Origin of the sequence: Psychrobacter sp. T6-5 (assembly GCF_052258485.2) — a bacterium.
Classification (GTDB): Bacteria; Pseudomonadota; Gammaproteobacteria; order Pseudomonadales; family Moraxellaceae; genus Psychrobacter.
Window position 1 is genome coordinate 3,068,234 of record NZ_JBQQEY020000001.1, and the last position, 18,143, is coordinate 3,086,376.

17 protein-coding genes, 1 tRNA gene, 1 other RNA gene and 1 pseudogene are annotated in these 18,143 nt (G+C 44.6%); 8 read left to right on the plus strand and 12 right to left on the minus strand.

The features are described 5' to 3' along the window. Positions 1 to 60 precede the first annotated feature (60 nt). From lepA to ACTXGK_RS27870, 6 genes are all read right to left on the minus strand, one after another. Entirely contained in the window at positions 61 to 1,860 is a 1,800-nt protein-coding gene (gene lepA / locus ACTXGK_RS27845; protein WP_394210243.1) for a translation elongation factor 4, read from the minus strand. Positions 1,861 to 2,265: 405 nt separating this feature from the next. Next, positions 2,266 to 2,342: transfer RNA gene (locus ACTXGK_RS27850), tRNA-Met, on the minus strand. A gap of 121 nt (positions 2,343 to 2,463) precedes the next feature. Beyond that, positions 2,464 to 2,829, minus strand: an RNA gene (gene rnpB, locus ACTXGK_RS27855) — RNase P RNA component class A. 94 nt (positions 2,830 to 2,923) lie between these two features. Beyond that, entirely contained in the window at positions 2,924 to 3,640 is a 717-nt protein-coding gene (bioD, locus tag ACTXGK_RS27860; RefSeq protein WP_443514511.1) for a dethiobiotin synthase, read from the minus strand. Then, on the minus strand, positions 3,637 to 4,947 hold the full coding sequence (gene bioA, locus ACTXGK_RS27865) for an adenosylmethionine--8-amino-7-oxononanoate transaminase (protein ID WP_443514861.1): 1,311 nt from the start codon (positions 4,945 to 4,947) through the stop codon (positions 3,637 to 3,639). Before bioA ends, bioD begins: the two co-directional genes overlap by 4 nt. Positions 4,948 to 5,017: 70 nt before the next feature. Then, on the minus strand, positions 5,018 to 5,266 hold the full coding sequence (locus ACTXGK_RS27870; RefSeq protein ID WP_058024492.1) for a YfhL family 4Fe-4S dicluster ferredoxin: 249 nt from the start codon (positions 5,264 to 5,266) through the stop codon (positions 5,018 to 5,020). Between ACTXGK_RS27870 and ACTXGK_RS27875 the strand changes: the two are divergent. Then, positions 5,267 to 5,317, plus strand: a pseudogene (locus ACTXGK_RS27875) (hypothetical protein); the annotation flags it as partial. Between the two features lie 44 nt (positions 5,318 to 5,361). Here ACTXGK_RS27875 and coaD read toward each other — a convergent pair. Continuing rightward, positions 5,362 to 5,880 (minus strand): pantetheine-phosphate adenylyltransferase, encoded by a 519-nt coding sequence (gene coaD / locus ACTXGK_RS27880; RefSeq protein WP_058024491.1) that lies wholly within the window; start codon positions 5,878 to 5,880, stop codon positions 5,362 to 5,364. 252 nt (positions 5,881 to 6,132) lie between these two features. On the opposite strand from coaD, the gene smpB reads away from it, so the two are divergent. Next, a complete protein-coding gene (smpB, locus tag ACTXGK_RS27885; RefSeq protein WP_057758370.1) occupies positions 6,133 to 6,609 on the plus strand; it encodes an SsrA-binding protein SmpB in 477 nt (158 codons plus the stop codon). 137 nt (positions 6,610 to 6,746) lie between these two features. Here the strand turns inward: smpB and rarD are convergent, their stop codons facing one another. Beyond that, positions 6,747 to 7,766 (minus strand): EamA family transporter RarD, encoded by a 1,020-nt coding sequence (gene rarD / locus ACTXGK_RS27890; protein ID WP_443514512.1) that lies wholly within the window; start codon positions 7,764 to 7,766, stop codon positions 6,747 to 6,749. A gap of 245 nt (positions 7,767 to 8,011) precedes the next feature. On the opposite strand from rarD, the gene ACTXGK_RS27895 reads away from it, so the two are divergent. Both ACTXGK_RS27895 and ACTXGK_RS27900 read left to right on the plus strand, forming a co-directional pair. Further along, positions 8,012 to 8,479, plus strand: coding sequence for an Lrp/AsnC family transcriptional regulator (locus ACTXGK_RS27895; protein WP_443514513.1), 468 nt, complete (start codon positions 8,012 to 8,014; stop codon positions 8,477 to 8,479). A 141-nt stretch (positions 8,480 to 8,620) separates the two neighbouring features. Further along, on the plus strand, positions 8,621 to 9,373 hold the full coding sequence (locus tag ACTXGK_RS27900) for a YidX family protein (RefSeq protein ID WP_443514514.1): 753 nt from the start codon (positions 8,621 to 8,623) through the stop codon (positions 9,371 to 9,373). Between the two features lie 92 nt (positions 9,374 to 9,465). Here the strand turns inward: ACTXGK_RS27900 and ACTXGK_RS27905 are convergent, their stop codons facing one another. Both ACTXGK_RS27905 and ACTXGK_RS27910 read right to left on the minus strand, forming a co-directional pair. Next, positions 9,466 to 10,098 carry a hypothetical protein gene (locus ACTXGK_RS27905; RefSeq protein ID WP_443514515.1) on the minus strand — a complete coding sequence of 211 codons (633 nt, stop codon included), beginning with the start codon at positions 10,096 to 10,098 and terminating at the stop codon, positions 9,466 to 9,468. 10 nt (positions 10,099 to 10,108) lie between these two features. After that, entirely contained in the window at positions 10,109 to 11,488 is a 1,380-nt protein-coding gene (locus ACTXGK_RS27910) for an ammonium transporter (RefSeq protein ID WP_443514516.1), read from the minus strand. A 451-nt stretch (positions 11,489 to 11,939) separates the two neighbouring features. On the opposite strand from ACTXGK_RS27910, the gene ACTXGK_RS27915 reads away from it, so the two are divergent. From ACTXGK_RS27915 to ACTXGK_RS27925, 3 genes are all read left to right on the plus strand, one after another. Continuing rightward, a complete protein-coding gene (locus ACTXGK_RS27915) occupies positions 11,940 to 14,414 on the plus strand; it encodes a YgiQ family radical SAM protein (protein ID WP_443514517.1) in 2,475 nt (824 codons plus the stop codon). A gap of 334 nt (positions 14,415 to 14,748) precedes the next feature. Further along, the gene (locus tag ACTXGK_RS27920; RefSeq protein WP_443514518.1) at positions 14,749 to 15,159 is read left to right on the plus strand and encodes a hypothetical protein; all 411 of its coding nucleotides are present in this window, start codon (positions 14,749 to 14,751) and stop codon (positions 15,157 to 15,159) included. A gap of 209 nt (positions 15,160 to 15,368) precedes the next feature. Then, positions 15,369 to 15,905, plus strand: coding sequence for a hypothetical protein (locus ACTXGK_RS27925; RefSeq protein ID WP_522910184.1), 537 nt, complete (start codon positions 15,369 to 15,371; stop codon positions 15,903 to 15,905). 36 nt (positions 15,906 to 15,941) lie between these two features. On the opposite strand, the gene ACTXGK_RS27930 is transcribed toward ACTXGK_RS27925, so the two are convergent. Continuing rightward, positions 15,942 to 16,802, minus strand: a complete 861-nt coding sequence (locus ACTXGK_RS27930) for a MauE/DoxX family redox-associated membrane protein (RefSeq protein ID WP_443514520.1) — start codon at positions 16,800 to 16,802, stop codon at positions 15,942 to 15,944. A 124-nt stretch (positions 16,803 to 16,926) separates the two neighbouring features. On the opposite strand from ACTXGK_RS27930, the gene ACTXGK_RS27935 reads away from it, so the two are divergent. Beyond that, positions 16,927 to 17,064: a hypothetical protein gene (locus ACTXGK_RS27935; RefSeq protein ID WP_443514521.1), complete on the plus strand. Its 138-nt coding sequence runs from the start codon at positions 16,927 to 16,929 to the stop codon at positions 17,062 to 17,064. A gap of 295 nt (positions 17,065 to 17,359) precedes the next feature. Here ACTXGK_RS27935 and ACTXGK_RS27940 read toward each other — a convergent pair whose 3' ends face one another. Continuing rightward, on the minus strand, positions 17,360 to 17,914 hold the full coding sequence (locus tag ACTXGK_RS27940; RefSeq protein WP_443514522.1) for a hypothetical protein: 555 nt from the start codon (positions 17,912 to 17,914) through the stop codon (positions 17,360 to 17,362). Between the last annotated feature and the right edge of the window lie 229 nt (positions 17,915 to 18,143).

Here is an 18,143-nt window from a genome sequence, read left to right on the forward strand (position 1 = left end):
ATAAAATTAACGATATTCAACTGCTGCTATGTACAAAACTATCTGAGATAGCACTGTCTATTAACTATCAACTTGCAAGACAGCTAAGAAGGCTTCTTGTGGAATCTCCACGTTACCTACTTGCTTCATGCGTTTTTTGCCTGCTTTCTGCTTAGATAATAGCTTTTTCTTACGCGACACATCACCGCCATAACATTTGGCCAATACGTCTTTACGCATGGCTTTTACTGTACTACGGCCGATAATTTGACTACCAATTGCTGCTTGAATCGCCACATCAAACATCTGACGTGGAATCAGTTCTTTCATCTTGGTCACTAGCTGATTACCGCGGAAACGTGCTTGATCTTGGTGTACAATCATCGCCAAGGCATCGACTTTATCACCGTTGATTAATACGTCAACTTTGACTAATTTATCAACTTGATAACGATCAAAATTATAGTCCAGTGATGCAAAACCACGCGAGACTGATTTTAGACGGTCAAAGAAATCCATGACCACTTCACCCATCGGAATATCAAAGATAACCTGAACCTGCTTACCCATAAAGCGCATATCAACCTGCACACCGCGGCGCTCGATACATAGCGTCATGACGTTACCCAAGTAGTCTTGCGGTACTAAGATTTGACAGCGCGCAATTGGCTCACGGAACTCTTCGATGTTATTGGGCTCAGGCAATCTTGATGGGTTATCAACATAGATGACGTCGCCGCCTTTCTTTTCGATCTCATAGATCACTGACGGGGCGGTGGTGATCAAATCCAAGTCATACTCACGCTCTAAGCGCTCTTGGATAATCTCCATGTGTAGCATGCCTAAGAAGCCACAACGAAAGCCAAAGCCTAACGCGTCTGAGGTATCAGGCTCAAAGAATAACGAGGCATCATTGATTTGTAGCTTCTGCAACGCTTCACGGAATTTTTCAAAATCACTAGAGTCTACTGGAAACATACCAGCATATACTTGTGGCGTGATTTGTTTGAAACCTGGAATACGGTCGACGTCAGGAGTCTTTGCATGGGTAATCGTATCACCAACTGGCGCACCAGCAATGTCTTTAATACCCGCGATAATAAAGCCTACTTCACCCGCTTCTAAGATACCAGTATCGACAGGTTTTGGTGTAAATACACCGATAGAGCTTACTGGATGAGCATCGCCCGTTGATTTGATATAAATCTTATCGCCTTTTTTCACGGTTCCTTGGCGTACACGAACGAGCGAGACCACGCCCAAATAGCTATCAAACCATGAATCAATAATCAACGCTTGTAGGGGTGCTTCGCGGTCGCCAGTCGGTGCTGGAATAAACTCGACTAAGGCTTCCAATAACTTGTCGACACCTAAACCGGATTTCGCTGATACACGCGGCGCATCTACTGCATCAATACCGATAATATCCTCAATTTCTTGAATAACGCGCTCAGGCTCGACTTGTGGCAAATCAATTTTATTAAGGACCGCCATCACTTCTAAACCTTGGTCCACTGCCGTGTAGCAATTGGCAACCGACTGAGCTTCTACGCCTTGCGCGGCATCGACCACCAAAAGCGCGCCTTCACAAGCGGCTAACGAACGTGATACTTCGTATGAGAAATCGACGTGACCCGGTGTATCAATAAAGTTCAGCTGATAACGCTCACCATTTGGGTGATCATAAAATAGTGTTACAGACTGTGCTTTGATAGTGATACCGCGCTCACGCTCAATGTCCATCGAGTCGAGCACCTGCGCCTGCATCTCGCGATCTTGCAAGGCACCGCACATCTGAATAAAACGATCGGCAAGGGTCGACTTACCATGATCAATGTGGGCAATGATTGAAAAGTTACGAATATTGGCTAATGCAGTCACAAAGCGCCTACTAAATTAAAGGTGATAGAATAAAGATAAGAGATAAATATGGTCAAGTACACTTGATAAGATAGGTATGCTTCGTTAAAGCGTATGCTGCAGGTCAGCTGTTATGTCGATCGTAATCCTTAGAATAGATAACGTCGTCTAAAGCCCAGTACTTAGTACGGTAACTCTGCTGCGCTCTTGTACGCACATACCAAAGAGTATTCTAGCAGTTTTCTACTGCAAAGTAAGGCGATTTTAGTAGCAGAGAAAGTATTTATCAAGTAAGCGAGACTAACAGACATCTAACAAGGAGTATTTGACTAAGCAATAGCCCCTACAAACCTTGTAAATGAAAGATTATTTCAGGCAAAAAAAAGCCAATCCCAGAGAGATTGGCTTTTTTGATACTGCTATATATGGTGGCGATGAAGAGACTTGAACTCTTGACCTCACGATTATGAGTCATGCGCTCTAACCAGCTGAGCTACATCGCCGTTTTAGGCTGCACATTATGCCCAAGCTGTTGACTGCCGTCAACCCCTAATGGGCATTTTTTGCAAAAAAATGAATGTAATTCAAATTAATTGCAATGATTACTACGACAAACGATAAAAAAGGTTTGGTAAACCGATAAGCCGGGTTCTGTCGTGGACGATCATTCCTCTAGGCGTATCATCGCTAATACGCTCAAGCAACCTACCCGCATCGAACGCGGGCCGCGCCATGCCGATGCCTATTTGGTCTTGCTACGCGTGGAGTTTACCATGCCGTGAGATGTTGCCATTCACGCGGTGCGCTCTTACCGCACCCTTTCACCCTTACCGATGGTATCTAGGATACCAAAGGCGGTCTACTCTCTGCTGCACTGGTCGTCAGATTACTCTGCCCAGCCGTTAGCTGGCACGCTGCCCTATGTAGCCCGGACTTTCCTCCCCTGCTCATCTGTTGCCAGTGTGCAGCGGCGATCGCCTAGTCTACCAAGCGCGCTAGTATAGCAAAACTAACGCCTGTATGGGAATGTCTTTTCGGCTTATTTTTAGAATGACTGTGACTGCCTCAAAAACATCTTAAAAACTTAGATAAACGCTGTTGGCAAAGGTATATCGATATTGCCTGAATGTTCATTTGATTGTTTGGCTAAAACCAGCCAATGCGCTTCAGGATAATAATTGGCTAAATACGCTTGTAGAAAATCAATAGTACTATTTGCGATCTCAGTATCCGTTTGCTCAGCATCATCATGAATATGATTGTAAATAACACTATGTATCATTAAGCCGCGCGATTTTATCGCCTCCAAACTAAGCAACGTATGGTTAATGCTGCCCAATCGACCAGAGGTGACTAAGACGATAGGATAGCCTTGCTCAGCGATATAATCTAAGGTCAATAATTCAGTGGTAATGGGAACTAACAACCCGCCTGCTCCTTCGAGCAATACCACATCGTAATCAGCTTGCAATGCTTCGGTGGCTTCAGTAATCGCTTCAATATTGAGAGGCTGGTTGGCCAGTGCTGCGGATAGATGTGGGGACGCGGGCTTTTCGTAGCGATAAGGACAAGTGGTAAAATCAAGATCGCACGGCTGTAATGGAATCTCCATCAATTGACGGTGGGTCACAATATCATCTGCAATGCCTAGCTCGCCATCTGCTTGTTTACTGATGCCCGTTTGTACCAACTTTTGCGTGATAACGTTCACACCCTTTTGTATCAATGCTTTGGCAAGTAGGCCAGTGGCATAGGTTTTACCAATATCGGTATCGATGCCGGAGACAAATAATACACTCATGGTTGATCTCGACTTTCTAAATACGTACGCACCACTTTTAGTAGCGCTTGGCATAAGGTGGTCAGCTCATCATCAGTAATCACGTAAGGTGGCATGATGTATACCAATTTACCAAAGGGTCTGACCCAAATACCATGATCGATCAATAAAGACTGAAAAACAGGCATATCGACCGCCTCATGCAACTCAATCACCGCCACTGCACCTAAACAGCGTACCTCTACAACACCTGATAGCTGCGCAGCTGGGGAAAGTTGTTGCTCCATCGTGCGCTGCATATTGGCGGTACACGTTTCGATATCATAAGACAGTATCAAATCAATCGACGCACAAGCGACCGCACAGGCCAATGGATTGCCCATAAAAGTCGGGCCATGCATCAGCGCTGGATAGTCGCTATTGTGAATGGTATCGGCAATTTTTCGAGTACATAGCGTTGCGGCAAAAGTCATATAGCCACCCGTCAAAGCCTTGCCAATGGTCATGATGTCAGGGGTAATGCTGGCGTGCTCACACGCAAATAGTTTACCACTACGCCCAAACCCAGTAGCAATTTCATCGGCAATCAAGAGTACATCGTACTTATCACAAAGTGCGCGTAATAGGTGCAAATACTCAGGACTATAAAAACGCATGCCGCCTGCGCCCTGAATAATCGGCTCAATGATGAAACCTGCCAGTTGCTCACCATACTCTACAAAAAACTGAGACAGCGTGTCACGCTCATCTACTGTCAATACGCGATCAAACCCAAGCGGCGGTGCTGGGACAAAATGCTGTAGCGGTAACTGTTTACCATACAGGCTGTGCATACCATTGATAGGATCACAGACACTCATGGCGTGCCACGTATCACCGTAATAACCCGAATGGGTTGACGCAAACTGTTGCTTGGTCGGGCGCTTAGCAGCTACTTGATACTGCAATGCCATTTTTAGTGCCACTTCTACGGCGATGCTGCCGCTATCGGCATAAAAAATCGCATCAAGCCCCGTAGGAACGATATCGAGCAGCTTTTTACCCAAATCTATCGCTGGCTGATGGGTCAATCCACCAAACATGACATGCGCCATCTTACCCAATTGCTGAGTCAGTGCTTCGTTTAGCTTAGGATGATTGTAGCCATGGACGCTCGCCCACCATGACGACATCCCGTCAATCAGGCGCGTGCCGTCTTCAGTGATAATATAAATACCTTCAGCGCGATCGATAACGATATTGGAATAGGTTGGTGGCAGGCTGGCATATGGATGCCAAAGATGTTGCTGATCGAACTCACTGGCTACTTGCATAGATTTGGTTGTCATTGTTTTTGTGGTCATTGTATTGTCCCTACAACGCGGTAAACTCAAACGTCATCAATCGCTTATCAATATTTTATTGACCAGTAATACGCTTGTATTTGGCTAATAAATCATTTTCTGTCTCGACATGATTGGGGTCATGAGGGATACAGTCGACTGGACAAATCACCACACATTGCGGCTCGTCAAAATGCCCGACACATTCTGTGCATAGATCTGGATCAATAACATAAATATCATCGCCTTCTGAGATGGCCTCATTTGGGCAGGCAGGCTCGCACACATCACAGTTAATGCACTCATCAGTGATTAATAGCGCCATAAACTGCTCCTTATATTTTTGCTCGTATTAGCCCTATCTGGCTGCGCTTGACTGTTTTAGCAAGTGCTAGCAGAGTATTTTTGATGCAGCATTTTTTAATTACTATTTAATTTCTTGTCAAAAGCTTGCAAGACACAGGGTGGGACAAATTTACTGACATCGCCACCAAGTTTGGCAATTTCACGAATCATCGTAGATGAGATAAATGAATAGTTCTGAGATGGGGTCAAAAATACCGCTTCAAAGTTTTCATCAAGCTCGCGGTTCATATTGGCCAGTTGGAACTCGTACTCAAAATCTGACATCGCGCGCAGCCCGCGCAGCACTGCGGTGGCGTGTTTTTCGCGCATAAAATCGACGAGCAACCCTTCAAAGCCAATCACCGAGACTTGCGGCAAATCGGCAAATACGGTCTCGACCAAAGCAACGCGCTCTTCAAAATTAAATAGAGGCTTTTTATGATGCCCCGAGGCAACCGCGATCACAACCTCATCAAAGAGCTTGGTTGCACGTGTCACCAAATCCACATGACCATTGGTAATGGGATCAAACGTACCAGGATATAGAATTTTGGTGTGTAGCTTTGAGGAATTAGGGGAAATAGAATGGCTCATAGCATGGCTAATATAATCGGTAATATTAGGCCATATGCTAGCAAATTTTGCTCAAACTTAATACTTATCTGCTACATTTGTCCTAACAACCGATTTACCTTTTCACCAGAGGCTTTGATACAATAGGCGGTTCGACTCATCTGACTTATAATCCAAATAAAATTCAATACCATTGAATGGGTTAAGATGAGGAATTAGTAGGACTGGTCAAATAAGGATCTTGTGTTTTTAGGCAATCCTTATGGAGAAATTATGTCAAAAAAATCAAAAAAACCTGATAATCAGATTTGCGCCAATAAAAAGGCGCGTCATGAATATTTTATCGAAGAAACCTTTGAAGCGGGACTGGCATTGCAAGGTTGGGAAGTAAAAGCCATTCGTGCAGGAAAAATGACCATCACTGAAGCGTACGTCATATTTCGCAATAACGAAGCTTTCTTATTTGGTGCGCACATTCAGCCATTACTGTCGAGCTCAACGCACGTTAGTCCAGACAGTATTCGTACCCGTAAACTGCTGCTCAATCGCCGTGAAATCGAGAAACTGTCTGGAGCAATCAATCAAAAAGGCTACGCTTGCGTACCGCTGTCTTGCTACTGGAAAAACTCGCTAGTGAAATGCCAAATCGGCCTCGCACTAGGTAAAAAACAGCATGACAAACGTAAGACGTTGAAAGATCGTGACTGGGAACGTGATAAGCAGCGCGGCTTTAAACAGCATTTAGATTAAGCGTTATTTAGTCTATATGTCAAAAAGGACGGCTCAGTAAATATTGAGCCGTCCTTTTTTGTACCTTATTAATGCTTATACTTATTAACTGTTAACACTCGTGACTGACAATACTCATTAACTACCATACTAGCTACTTATGCGACCTGCCCTTTGATTGATAATGGCGTATTTTTACGAGCGCGAAGCTGCTTTATCCCATGAGCAATCAAACAAGCAATACCTAACCAGATCAACCCATAACTATAGATCATCGCTGACTCGAACGGATTACCGAGCACCGTCACCGCCAATATAAATAGCAATGCAGGTTCTATATAACTCATCATGCCATAGACATTGACGGGTAGCATTTGACTGGCATCAATATTGGTTTTCATCGCTAGGATGCTCAAAATGCCAAGACCGACTAACATCATCATCAAAAACCCTGAGCTTGCGACCATCGCCAAATTACTGGGGGCAACAAAATATAAATAACCGAGCGCAAATGGGGCAAACAAGGTCAGATCGACTAGCATACCTGTAATGGCGTCAATGCCTTGGAGCCTACGCACGATATAATATATCGGATAGGTACCACACACCCACAATGTCGCCCAAGAGACACTTTGCGTACGAATGATTTCACTAAACACCCCTACCGCCGCGAATGCTACTGCCAGCCACTGTAGACGACTGAGCTTTTCGCCAAACAGCAGGCAACCGAACACCACCATCATCAACGGAAACAAAAAATAGCCCATCGCGGTTTGGACGCCTTGCCCGTTGACCGGTGCCCACATAAATAGCCACAGCTGACTCAAAAATATCGGCGTAGGTAGTAGTAACCATGCCCACTGTTTGAACGAGCGCAGCGCACGCAATTTGTCGATGTGCATACTCAGCCTACCGCTCACCAATAAATAGCCGACCAGCACCGCCCACATTGCTAGCATGCGCCAGATAAACACTTGCGTACCCGACAAAGGCGTCAGAAAGCTGCTGTATGCATAGAGCACGCCAAACAAGATATTGGATAAGATGGCAAATGATACTCCCAACATCAACGTCCGTTGCTGCGCGTTACCAGTCGTCCAAATCGCAGGCAATGGCAAACGTGAAGCAGTGGTTGCTAGCGCATTAGCGAATACATTGGAGAGCATTGAGATAAACATGATAAGCACCGTAGCCATTAATAGATGATAAAAAAACAATTGCTAGCTCTTTTTTTTAAAGCAGCTCTGATTGGTACGGACTATTTTACTAGGGTGCTCTGATATATTATTTCTATAAGAACGTATTTATGGATAAATTTATCAAAATAATGTCATATAAATAACTATTTTATTATATTTAAATTATTAGTGATAATATTTATAATCGATAATCTAACAACCATAATTCATGAGGGTACATTGTCATGAGCCATATTCTAGACAGCACTGATAAAGCCATTTTGAACTTGCTGCAAGATGATGCGACATTACCGCTTAAAACTGTCGCAGAACGAGTGCACGTATCTATTGCGACAGCTCAGCGTCGTATTCAAGCGTTGATAGATAGCAGCGTGATTACCAAGCAAGTCGCCATCGTTAATCCCAATAAGGTGGGCTACGGTCTGACTGCAGTGGTGATGATAGAGATGGAGCGCTCCAATACGTCGATGCAACATCGATTTGAGCGTTTGATGGACGCACAATCGCAAGTAATGAGCTGTTATGAAGTATCTGGCGATTTTGATTTCATGCTGATGGTCAATGCCAAAAATATGAGTGACTACCACCAGTTCACCCGCAACTTGCTGACCTACGAAAATAATGTACGCAACTTCAAAAGTCAGTTTGTGATGAACTTTACTAAGAGTGGGACCAAGATTACCTTAGACTAAATACATCTATCTGTATGAGTTGGTATCAGCTTTTTTATTAAAAATAAGAGTTTAAACTGCATTCAAAACTTGTAAAAAACTAACATAAGTTGGATAATATTAGCAATTTTTATTCACCGTAGTAGACAAGGAAGCCTGAGCATGACCTCTCAACCAGACTACCCTCATAAAACAAACAGCAGGTACAGCATTCTAAATCAAATAAGCCCAAAAGCATTGATAACAGTAACTATACTGGCTTCAATGCTTGCAATGTCAGGCTGTGCGACCAGCTCATTGCTAGAAAGTAATAACCATGTCCTCACTACTAAACAAACATTATCAGAAGACCAAATTATTGCCTTTGGCCGTCCAGCGCAGGCATTGCCAAAAACACCAAATGCGACGATGGTTATCGTTGGTGAAAAAAACAGCTACGTACTCACCCAAGGTGGGACTGAGATGATCAGTTTGCTTAGCAATCTCACGCAAAAAAACATCCACGTTGACAATGACATGAATTTTTATGTACCCAATAACGATGGATATTTCCAAGGAGAAATGAGGCTGTCTTATGCCAAACTAAAAGACGAGTTTGAGCGCACGGATTATCAGTTCTTTTTACAAAATAATGGCCGGGAATGCACATCAGCCAGTGACCAACGTATTGGTGCCCAGCGCTTTTGTTTTAATGTCCCCGTTAAAGGTGCCATATATCCGCAAGTGAGTAACTTGAGCTTGATTCAGTCAAATTATCGCGCTTTAACCAAGCCTTATACAGTAAGCTTTTATACTCAAGCGCAGCAAAAAAACACAAACCGTCGTGGACCAAATAGTGCGCAAAAACTGGTACTACTTCCCTTTGCTCTCGCTTTTGACGTGGTGACTTTCCCGCTTCAGCTATTAGATAATTAAAAGCTATCAACCAACGCAATGACTCCCCTTAAACCATAAGGTACGTTACGAGGCGATATCCGTACTTGCTCGTAACGTGCGCACTTGGTACATTAAAATAATTTTTCGACAACGGCTTTTGGATAACTTTGCTTGGCCGTTTGTGCTGCTTGAAACAGTATCTCATCTGCCTCCACGGGACCAGTAATATCGCACAAGCACACGTAGGCAAGCTGCATCAAATTATTTAAAAGATGCTCATTGTCCGGTACAGGTGGGCGATTACCTTCCAAAAACTGATTGATATTGATGTGATGCCCTTTGAAGGTGCGTTCTTGCGAAACAGTTTGGTGCATACTATGAAAAAAGCTGCGACTGTCTGCTGCTGTTAGTTGACTGCGCAGCGCTTCTATCACGGTATAAAATGCGAGAACGGGCTCAGAGATAGGTACGGGTGCATTGATTGTCTCGTTATGGCCATTATGACTGTCAGACTCCACTGTCTGCTGACTATCCACTTGCAACGTAGCCCAAAAGCCTTTACGAATTTCAGATTTGTGATCTTGTAATTCAGGATAGCGCCTTGTCGCATCTAAGATGCACTGCTGCATCATTTTGACAGAGACAGTCGAGTACTGTTGCCATTGCCTCTTGAGCAGGCGCACCTCTTCAGGATGTAAGTACTCTGACAGCACCTCTGCCATCGCAGACACGGTTTGGTCGACGGATTGAGTATCAATATTCATCAGCTCTCTCCTATAAATGCCGCTCTGTTAAACTTTTAGTATCAAACATTTGCTTTTGAAACTCAGGATAGCCAAGCTCTGCATGCTCGGTATAATCAAGGCCACGCTGCTCATGTAAGCGGCTGGCCTTTAACCCAAAGCTCATATCAATCAGCTTATACATCACCAGACCCAACCCCAGTCCCCAAGCTAACGCCACACCCACGCCTAGCGCTTGTACGCCCAGCCGTGATAAGTTAAATAAGTCCCCTGTATAAAACAATCCAGCCGCGAGTGTGCCCCATGCACCGCCAAAACCATGCACTGCCACCGCTGATACCACATCGTCTATTTTGAGCTTCAATAATGCCTGTGTGGATAAGATATAGACCACGGAGGCGACTGCACCGATGACAATAGCGAAGATGGGCGTTGTTGTGGCACAGCCTGCTGTGATAGACACCAGACCAATCAAACTGGCATTGACACTATCGCTTAGCAAAATGGCTTTGCTCATTGTCCGAGCAATCAGCATGTAGCTCACCACCGCACTAACCGCAGCGACAAAAGTATTGACGGCGATTAGACCGATATTGCCCGTGATAGATAACGTCGATCCAGCATTGAAGCCAAACCAACCAAACCATAAGATAAATCCGCCAAGCGCTAGCAGCGTCATGTTGTGACCTGCGATGAGTCTTGGCGTACCATCAGGCGCAAATCGACCCAGCCTTGGCCCAATGACCAAAATACCTGCCAGCGCCAACCAACCCCCGATAGAATGCACCACTGTCGACCCAGCAAAATCAATAAAACCAAGCTCAGCTAGCCAACCAGTACCGCCAAAATGCCCACCCCACACCCAACTGGCAAACACAGGATAAATAAATAGACAGATCAAACAGGCAGCGACTGCATAGCCGATAAACGAGACACGCTCTGCCATGGCACCACTCGCGATGGTCACCGCTGTCGCCGCAAACATCATCTGAAAGAACATCAACGCCCAGTCCATATTGGACAGATTGACTGGCATAAAATGATCGGTACCGACAAACCCCGAATGGTTAGTACCCATCATCAGCCCAAAACCCACCAAATAGAACGCCAGACCACCGATACACATATCAGTGTAGTTTTTCATCATCACGTTTACCGCGTTCTTTGCGCGCACGGAGCCGCTCTCTAGTAGCGCAAAACCTGCCTGCATAAAGAACACTAATACCCCGCCCCAAATAATCCAAGCGATATTTTGATATTCGAGTAGCTGCGCCACCGTCAATGTGTCTGCTTCCGCAGCTTGTGCACTAGCTATCGTGCCAAACAGTAGCGTACTGAGCGCTAATATCTTACCTAGTGATGACTTGAGTAGCTTCTCCAATACATCCAGCCCAACAGATGATGTTCTCATTTTATCTCCAAACACTTATCTATCCGTTCAATTTTTATCGGTGCACCATTTTCACTCATTAATGCACACAAATAAGCCCTAACGGGGTTGGAGCAAAAGCTATGCCAAAAGCTATGGATGAAAATTAGAACGGCTAACAAACATGAGAAAACAAATGATCAGTACTGACCGAACCCATACTTTGATAACTGTACTTTAGCTACCATGCTTGCGAAAATGTGACGGTTCTGCTGAAACCATTTTTGTCATTATTCTGCTAGGCTAGCAGCTCACTTTGCATGAGCAGTTTATCTCGCGCTATCAATAACTTATCGGCAATCACCCCTCATATAATAGGTCGCATAGTGAAGGTGATTCATGTTAAAATGAGCGCTTTTAAATCAGCCTTTATCATCAGTGATGTATAAGGGTTGTATTTTTAGTGCCATTTTTCTAATTAACAGGTCCGCCCATGTCTGCCGATACCATCGCCCGCACTGCCTTTAAACAAGGCACCAAGCCACTTTATGATTATGACAAACACTGGGCGAGCTGCTACGAGCCTGCGCCTTACCTGCCAATGAGCCGCAAAGAAATGGACGATCTGGGCTGGGATGCTTGTGACGTCATCATTATCTCAGGCGATGCTTATGTCGATCACCCAAGCTTTGGTATGGCGATTATCGGTCGCTTGCTTGAGTCACAAGGCTTTCGTGTGGGTATCATCGCTCAGCCAGATTGGAAGAGCAAAGATGCCTTTATGGAGCTTGGCAAACCGGTCTATGCTTACGGCGTGACCGCTGGCAACATGGACAGCATGATCAACCGCTATACCGCCGATCGTAAAATCCGTAGTGATGATGCCTACTCTCCTGGCAACGTGGCTAATAAGCGCCCTGATCGTGCCGCTATCGTCTATAGTCAGCGCTGCCGTGAAGCCTATCCTGATGTGCCAATTATCTTAGGCGGTATCGAGGGCAGCTTACGCCGTATTGCCCATTATGATTATTGGTCAGACAAAGTCCGCCGTAGTATCCTGCTAGATGCGCGTGCGGATGTCTTACTGTATGGTAATGCTGAGCGTGCCATCGTCGATGTGGTACATGGTCTGTCGAAAGGCTATAGCTTTGAGCAAATGAGCAAATTGCGCGGCACTTCTTATCTGTTGACTCCGACTCGCCGTCATTGGCAAGCGGATATGACTGAGGTCGCGAGTAACGATGTCGATACCGTTGGCCGTGTCGATCCGATCATCAACCCGTATGTCATGACCGAAGACGTTGATAGCTGCTCAATTGAGCAGAACAAACCATCGGACTCGCCTGTCGGGCAAGCCATGCCGTCGTCGATGTCATCACAGTATCAAGGTTTTGTCGCTGAGCCAGTCACTGATAAAATCATTAACGCCGACCAAGTGGACACTGATACCCAAGTGGTACAGATGCGCGGCTTTGACAATGTGTTTGATAAGCCAAAAACCGCCCGTAAGCACAAAATCAAGATGCCACCACGTGAAAAGACAGTGATTCGTCTACCTGACTATGAGCATGTCAAATCTGACCCTGTACTCTACGCTCATGCTAACCGTATTTTGCATTTAGAGACCAATCCGGGTAACGCTCGCGCGCTCGTACAGCGTCATAGCAGCGGTGCGGGTAACTCGCATACGTCTATCGATGTCTGGCTGAACCCGCCACCGATTCCACTCTCGACAGAAGAGATGGACTATGTGTTTGACTTGCCATATGCCCGCCTGCCACACCCAAGCTATGGCGATGCGCGTATCCCTGCTTATGACATGATTAAGTTTTCGGTCAATATCATGCGCGGCTGTTTTGGCGGTTGTACGTTCTGCTCGATCACTGAGCACGAAGGCCGTATTATCCAAAACCGTTCAGAAGAATCGATCTTGCGCGAAGTCGAAGCCATTCGTGATACTGCACCCAACTATACTGGCGTGATCTCTGATCTTGGTGGCCCAACGGCCAATATGTATCGTCTGAGCTGTAAAGACGAGACGATTGAAAAGAACTGCCGTAAACCCTCTTGTGTCTATCCTGATGTCTGCGAAAACTTGCTGACTGATCACAGCAACTTGACCAAGCTGTATCGCAAAGCGCGTGATATCAAAGGCGTGAAAAAGATTCTGATTGCTTCAGGTTTGCGTTATGATTTGGCGGTAAAAGATCCTGAATACGTTAAAGAACTGGTCAGCCATCATGTCGGCGGTTATCTCAAGATTGCCCCTGAGCACTCTGAAGAAGGCGTGCTATCGAAGATGATGAAGCCGGGCATGGGCAGCTACGATCAATTCAAAGCGATGTTTGAGCAGTACAGTCAGGAAGCGGGCAAAGAGCAATATCTGATTCCTTACTTCATCGCCGCACATCCGGGTACGAAAGATGAAGACATGATGAACCTTGCGCTATGGCTAAAAAGTCATGGCTACCGCGCTGACCAAGTACAGGCGTTTTATCCAAGCCCGATGGCGACTGCGACCACCATGTATCACACGCACAAAGACCCACTACATAAGATCAGCCGTAGTGAAGGTGACATGGATATTGTCAAATCTGGCAAGCAGCGCAAACTGCACAAAGCGTTCCTCCGTTATCATGATCCAAAAAACTGGGTACTATTGCGCAAAGCCCTACAAGACATGGGTCGTAGTGACTTAATCGGTAAAAACCGTGGCTGCCTGATTCCGCCATTCAATGCAAGCTTAGAAGGTCGCGATGCCGAGCAAAACAGCTATCAGTCAGCGCGCAAAAAGAACAGCCGCCTTGGTAATGATTCGGTGAAACGTAGCAACAACTCGTCAAACCCTAATGCAGCAACCAAAGGCGCAGCGGGCAAAAATACGGTCGGTAAAAATAGTAAGAAAAAAGTCAGCAAAGGCAACTTCCAAACTCAGCATACGGGTCTGCCACCGCGCAAAACCAAATAGCTTTATAAAAAATAGCTTTAATAATATGAATAGTATAGAAACATGGTCTAAACGTAGATCGTGTTAAGTCAGTCAAAAAAGTACCTATCAGCGCTCAGTTGATAGGTGCTTTTTTTATCTGACTCATTGGTAAATAAAATTCAAATGATTATCGTTTATCTTTCAATATGTTGGCGATGGTAAGTTACATTAGTCAGCGATTGGGTAACGAAGCTAATAGGTAATGAACAATTTCTAACACGGCAATACTTCGTTTTCGCTACTATAAGCCTCATATGCTAAACGCATTATTAAGAACAAGTAAATGACACCAGTAATACTTTTGGAGAGAACGATGAATACCATCACTAAAATTGCAACTGCCCTACCTGCGCTTGCCTTACTTAGCGCTTGTGCGACTACCGCCCCTGCTACGCCAGATACGACTGATACCCCTGCGCCAGAAAAAGTCACTGCCGCTTATGATCGCATGGCAGCAGCCCCATATACCTGTACCGATGGCAGCACCATCATGGCAAAACAGTCTATTAACAAAAAACAAGTCATGCTCAATGCCACCTTACCTAAAGTAAAATGGACAGAGCAAAAGCTCGTCTTAAACGGTGATGTAAAAGGCGACGTCGCAAGCTATGTCAACGATTCAAATCCAAAAGCAGTCTATGCATGGCACATGAAAGGTGACAAAGGTATCTTTGCGATGAAATGGGCAAGCGGTCAAGAATATAAAGTAAACTGCCAACTCTAATCAATCAAAGATAAGCAGAGATTTATCAAAAATAAAACAGTCACCCTAGAGTGGCTGTTTTTTTATGCGTGCTTTTTATAAATCTTGTCTGTCTGATATTTTTATAACCATGACTTGTTTGTCTCATTTCGCTAGAGAACCATCAAGAAAGCTGTCAAAATAGCCTTTAGCACAAATTAACGATGATCAATAATAAAAAGGATAATCCGATGGCGACGCGTCTGATAACGATGATGGTAATCGCAACTGCTAGTATGTGGACGCTAACAGGCTGCGATAATAGCACCGAAACCCCTAACCAAGCCTCCGAAACAGCGGCGACCGCATCAGACTCGTCAATACCCGCAGCCGATCAGATAGATTGGTCGTTAGTCGACAGTGGGACAAAGCCTGCTGATCCTACCAATTATAAGTATCCATTTGCGATTGATAGTCAAAACGTCCGTGATTATGCAGAGTACTTCGATGTAGATCTTGCCACCGCTCAGCACAACCTCACTATCAGCATGGCAAGTAACGAAGCGCTATCCAAAGCCTTGGATCAGCTGAGCGAAACCTATGTCTCACATGAGCTGACCGATGGTAACGAGATGACACTGGTCATTCATACCACACCCGATGTCGCTGCCAGTCGCTATGACTATGTGTTATCAGACGACTTTGCCAAAGGGTTGGTATTACCTATCGTGATTAAACCAGATGGCAAAAAAGGTGACGCGAAGGCGCATGGGGAAATGGCGGAGTAGCGATATGTATTTATTACGCATCATCTAATCACTTGATTATAATAAAGCGCGAATCAGCATATAACCACCCATGCCGAACATCATGACGTTTTCGGTTAAAGAGATCGCGCCCAGTGGCACATTGCTATCGCCGCCCACGCAGGCGCATTTTAGCTCGCGCTTGTCGATATAGACCGCTTTAATAACGGATACCCCGCCAATTAAGCCGATGATAAAGGCGACTAGACCCGCAATGGGATTGAGCCACGGCTGATCGGTAAGCATAGCGATACCGGCAAACGCTTCTAAAAACGGATACACATAGGCGTAGCGTACCACGCGGCGTGCCAATAAATCATAACCCAAAAACCCCGTCGTAAACCCTTCTAAATCCTCAAGCTTTTTAATCGCCAATACACACATGGACAGCGCGACAAACCACTTGAGCGCTTGTATCGATAAGACGCTGACGGCAAATGCCCAGCATAATGCCAACGTCATCAGCGCGGTAACAGCAAATATCGCAATAATAGGCGCGTAAGTGGTGTCGTCGTCTGTCTCAGGTTCATGATTGCCCAAAAATACTTGCAGGTCGTCATTACCGCCAACACGCTTGCCATCAATAAAGGTCTGCGGCGTGGTCTTGACCCCAAGCGTCTCTTTGACCAGTGTATTCTCATCTTGGGTCGTGATATGGCGATCAATGATGTCATAGCCTGCGTGCTTGAGTGCATCAATTGATTTGAGTCCAAACGGGCATAGGTGATCTGGCATCACCATACGAAAGATGATGGCAGACTGTCCGCCTTCTTTGCCGATATGCTCGCCTTGCAGGGTATCGATGAGATGCTGCACTTGCTGGCTGTGGCTGTTGTCTATGGTGTCGGTATTAGATTTATTATCAGTATTGTCTGCCATAACGCGCTCCTTACGTTTTGCTTATTCGCTGCTTAATAATAGTTTTTCTTATGACTATTATCTTATAAGCATCGGTAAGGGCGATCTGAATCAGTCTTGTTAACTTTGTTAGGTTTAATGATAAGTGGCGGGTTTTAGAGGTAGGCTAGTGCTCAGACTATGGTTAAATGATAACTTTGCCAAAGGGCTGGTGTTGCCAATTGAAATCAAACCTGATGGTAAGAAAAGTGGCGAAAAGGCACATGGTGCAATGAAAGAATAGAAGGTTAAGAGAGATTTTATGGCTATGTGAGGAAAGATTTTTACGGGGAAGCATATATCGATGGTTCTATATATTTTTAAAAAAATAACAAGTAATTTTTTTATATAGTGCGCTGAGCGCACCCTAAACTAACCCAACACTGTCCAACCCTCAGAAACAGGTGTCCAGTTGGAGTTGCTGAAGTCTTAAATACCTGTAGTTTTTGATATATCAAAACCTTTTCTCACATCCCAGTAAACGTTATCCGCTAATAAGGCATAAGTAGCTTTTTGTTGATTCGTTAAATTACTCATAATTATTTACTCTTATTTGGAAATAGCTGTTTATTTACTAGTTGATATTTTTTTGGTTTTCCACTTTGTATTGATAGTTTCTGTTGCCACGAGAGCTTTTTATTTTCTAAACTTTTAGTTTCATCAAAACTATAGGAATATAGAATATTCCCTCTAATTAACTTACTAATTTCAGCTTCGCTAGGTTTCAAAAACTTGCCTGATGAATCGATCTTGACTAAACAGTTTGCCCCATTGAAATATGATGTTCCTACATCGTTACAACTGGTTGATTGTCCATATGAGCTTGTCATATGCTTATCTGATGCTCCATAAACATACCATTCATTATTTATTTTATTCATAACAAAAACTTGTCTTTTAAAATAAACCGATTTCCGACCCACCCCTTCAAAGCCCGTATCCCAGCTTATCTTGACTTTTTGAGGCTTGTAACTGCTCTCTAGACCACCTGGATCTCCTAACGCCGCTGAGCTTAGAATATAGTACCGTGTGATATGTACCCATATCATCTCACCATCATGCAGCTTTACCTCTTCGTCGTATTCAATAGTCATACGGTCAGGTTTAAACAAGGAGCTACACGCAGAGAGTGGTAGTAGGCTGAGAGCGAGCAATATGGGTTTGATGAGAGTTTTTAGGATCATAGTTTGGGTTTCTGTGATAGTTGGGTTGTCGTGCTTTTAAGGATAGGTAATCACGTTGTAATTAAGCAGAGTGCGACCAGCGCACCAATATGAAAAAGTATATTGAATGCAATTATGCACGTAAATTATTTAACTCTCG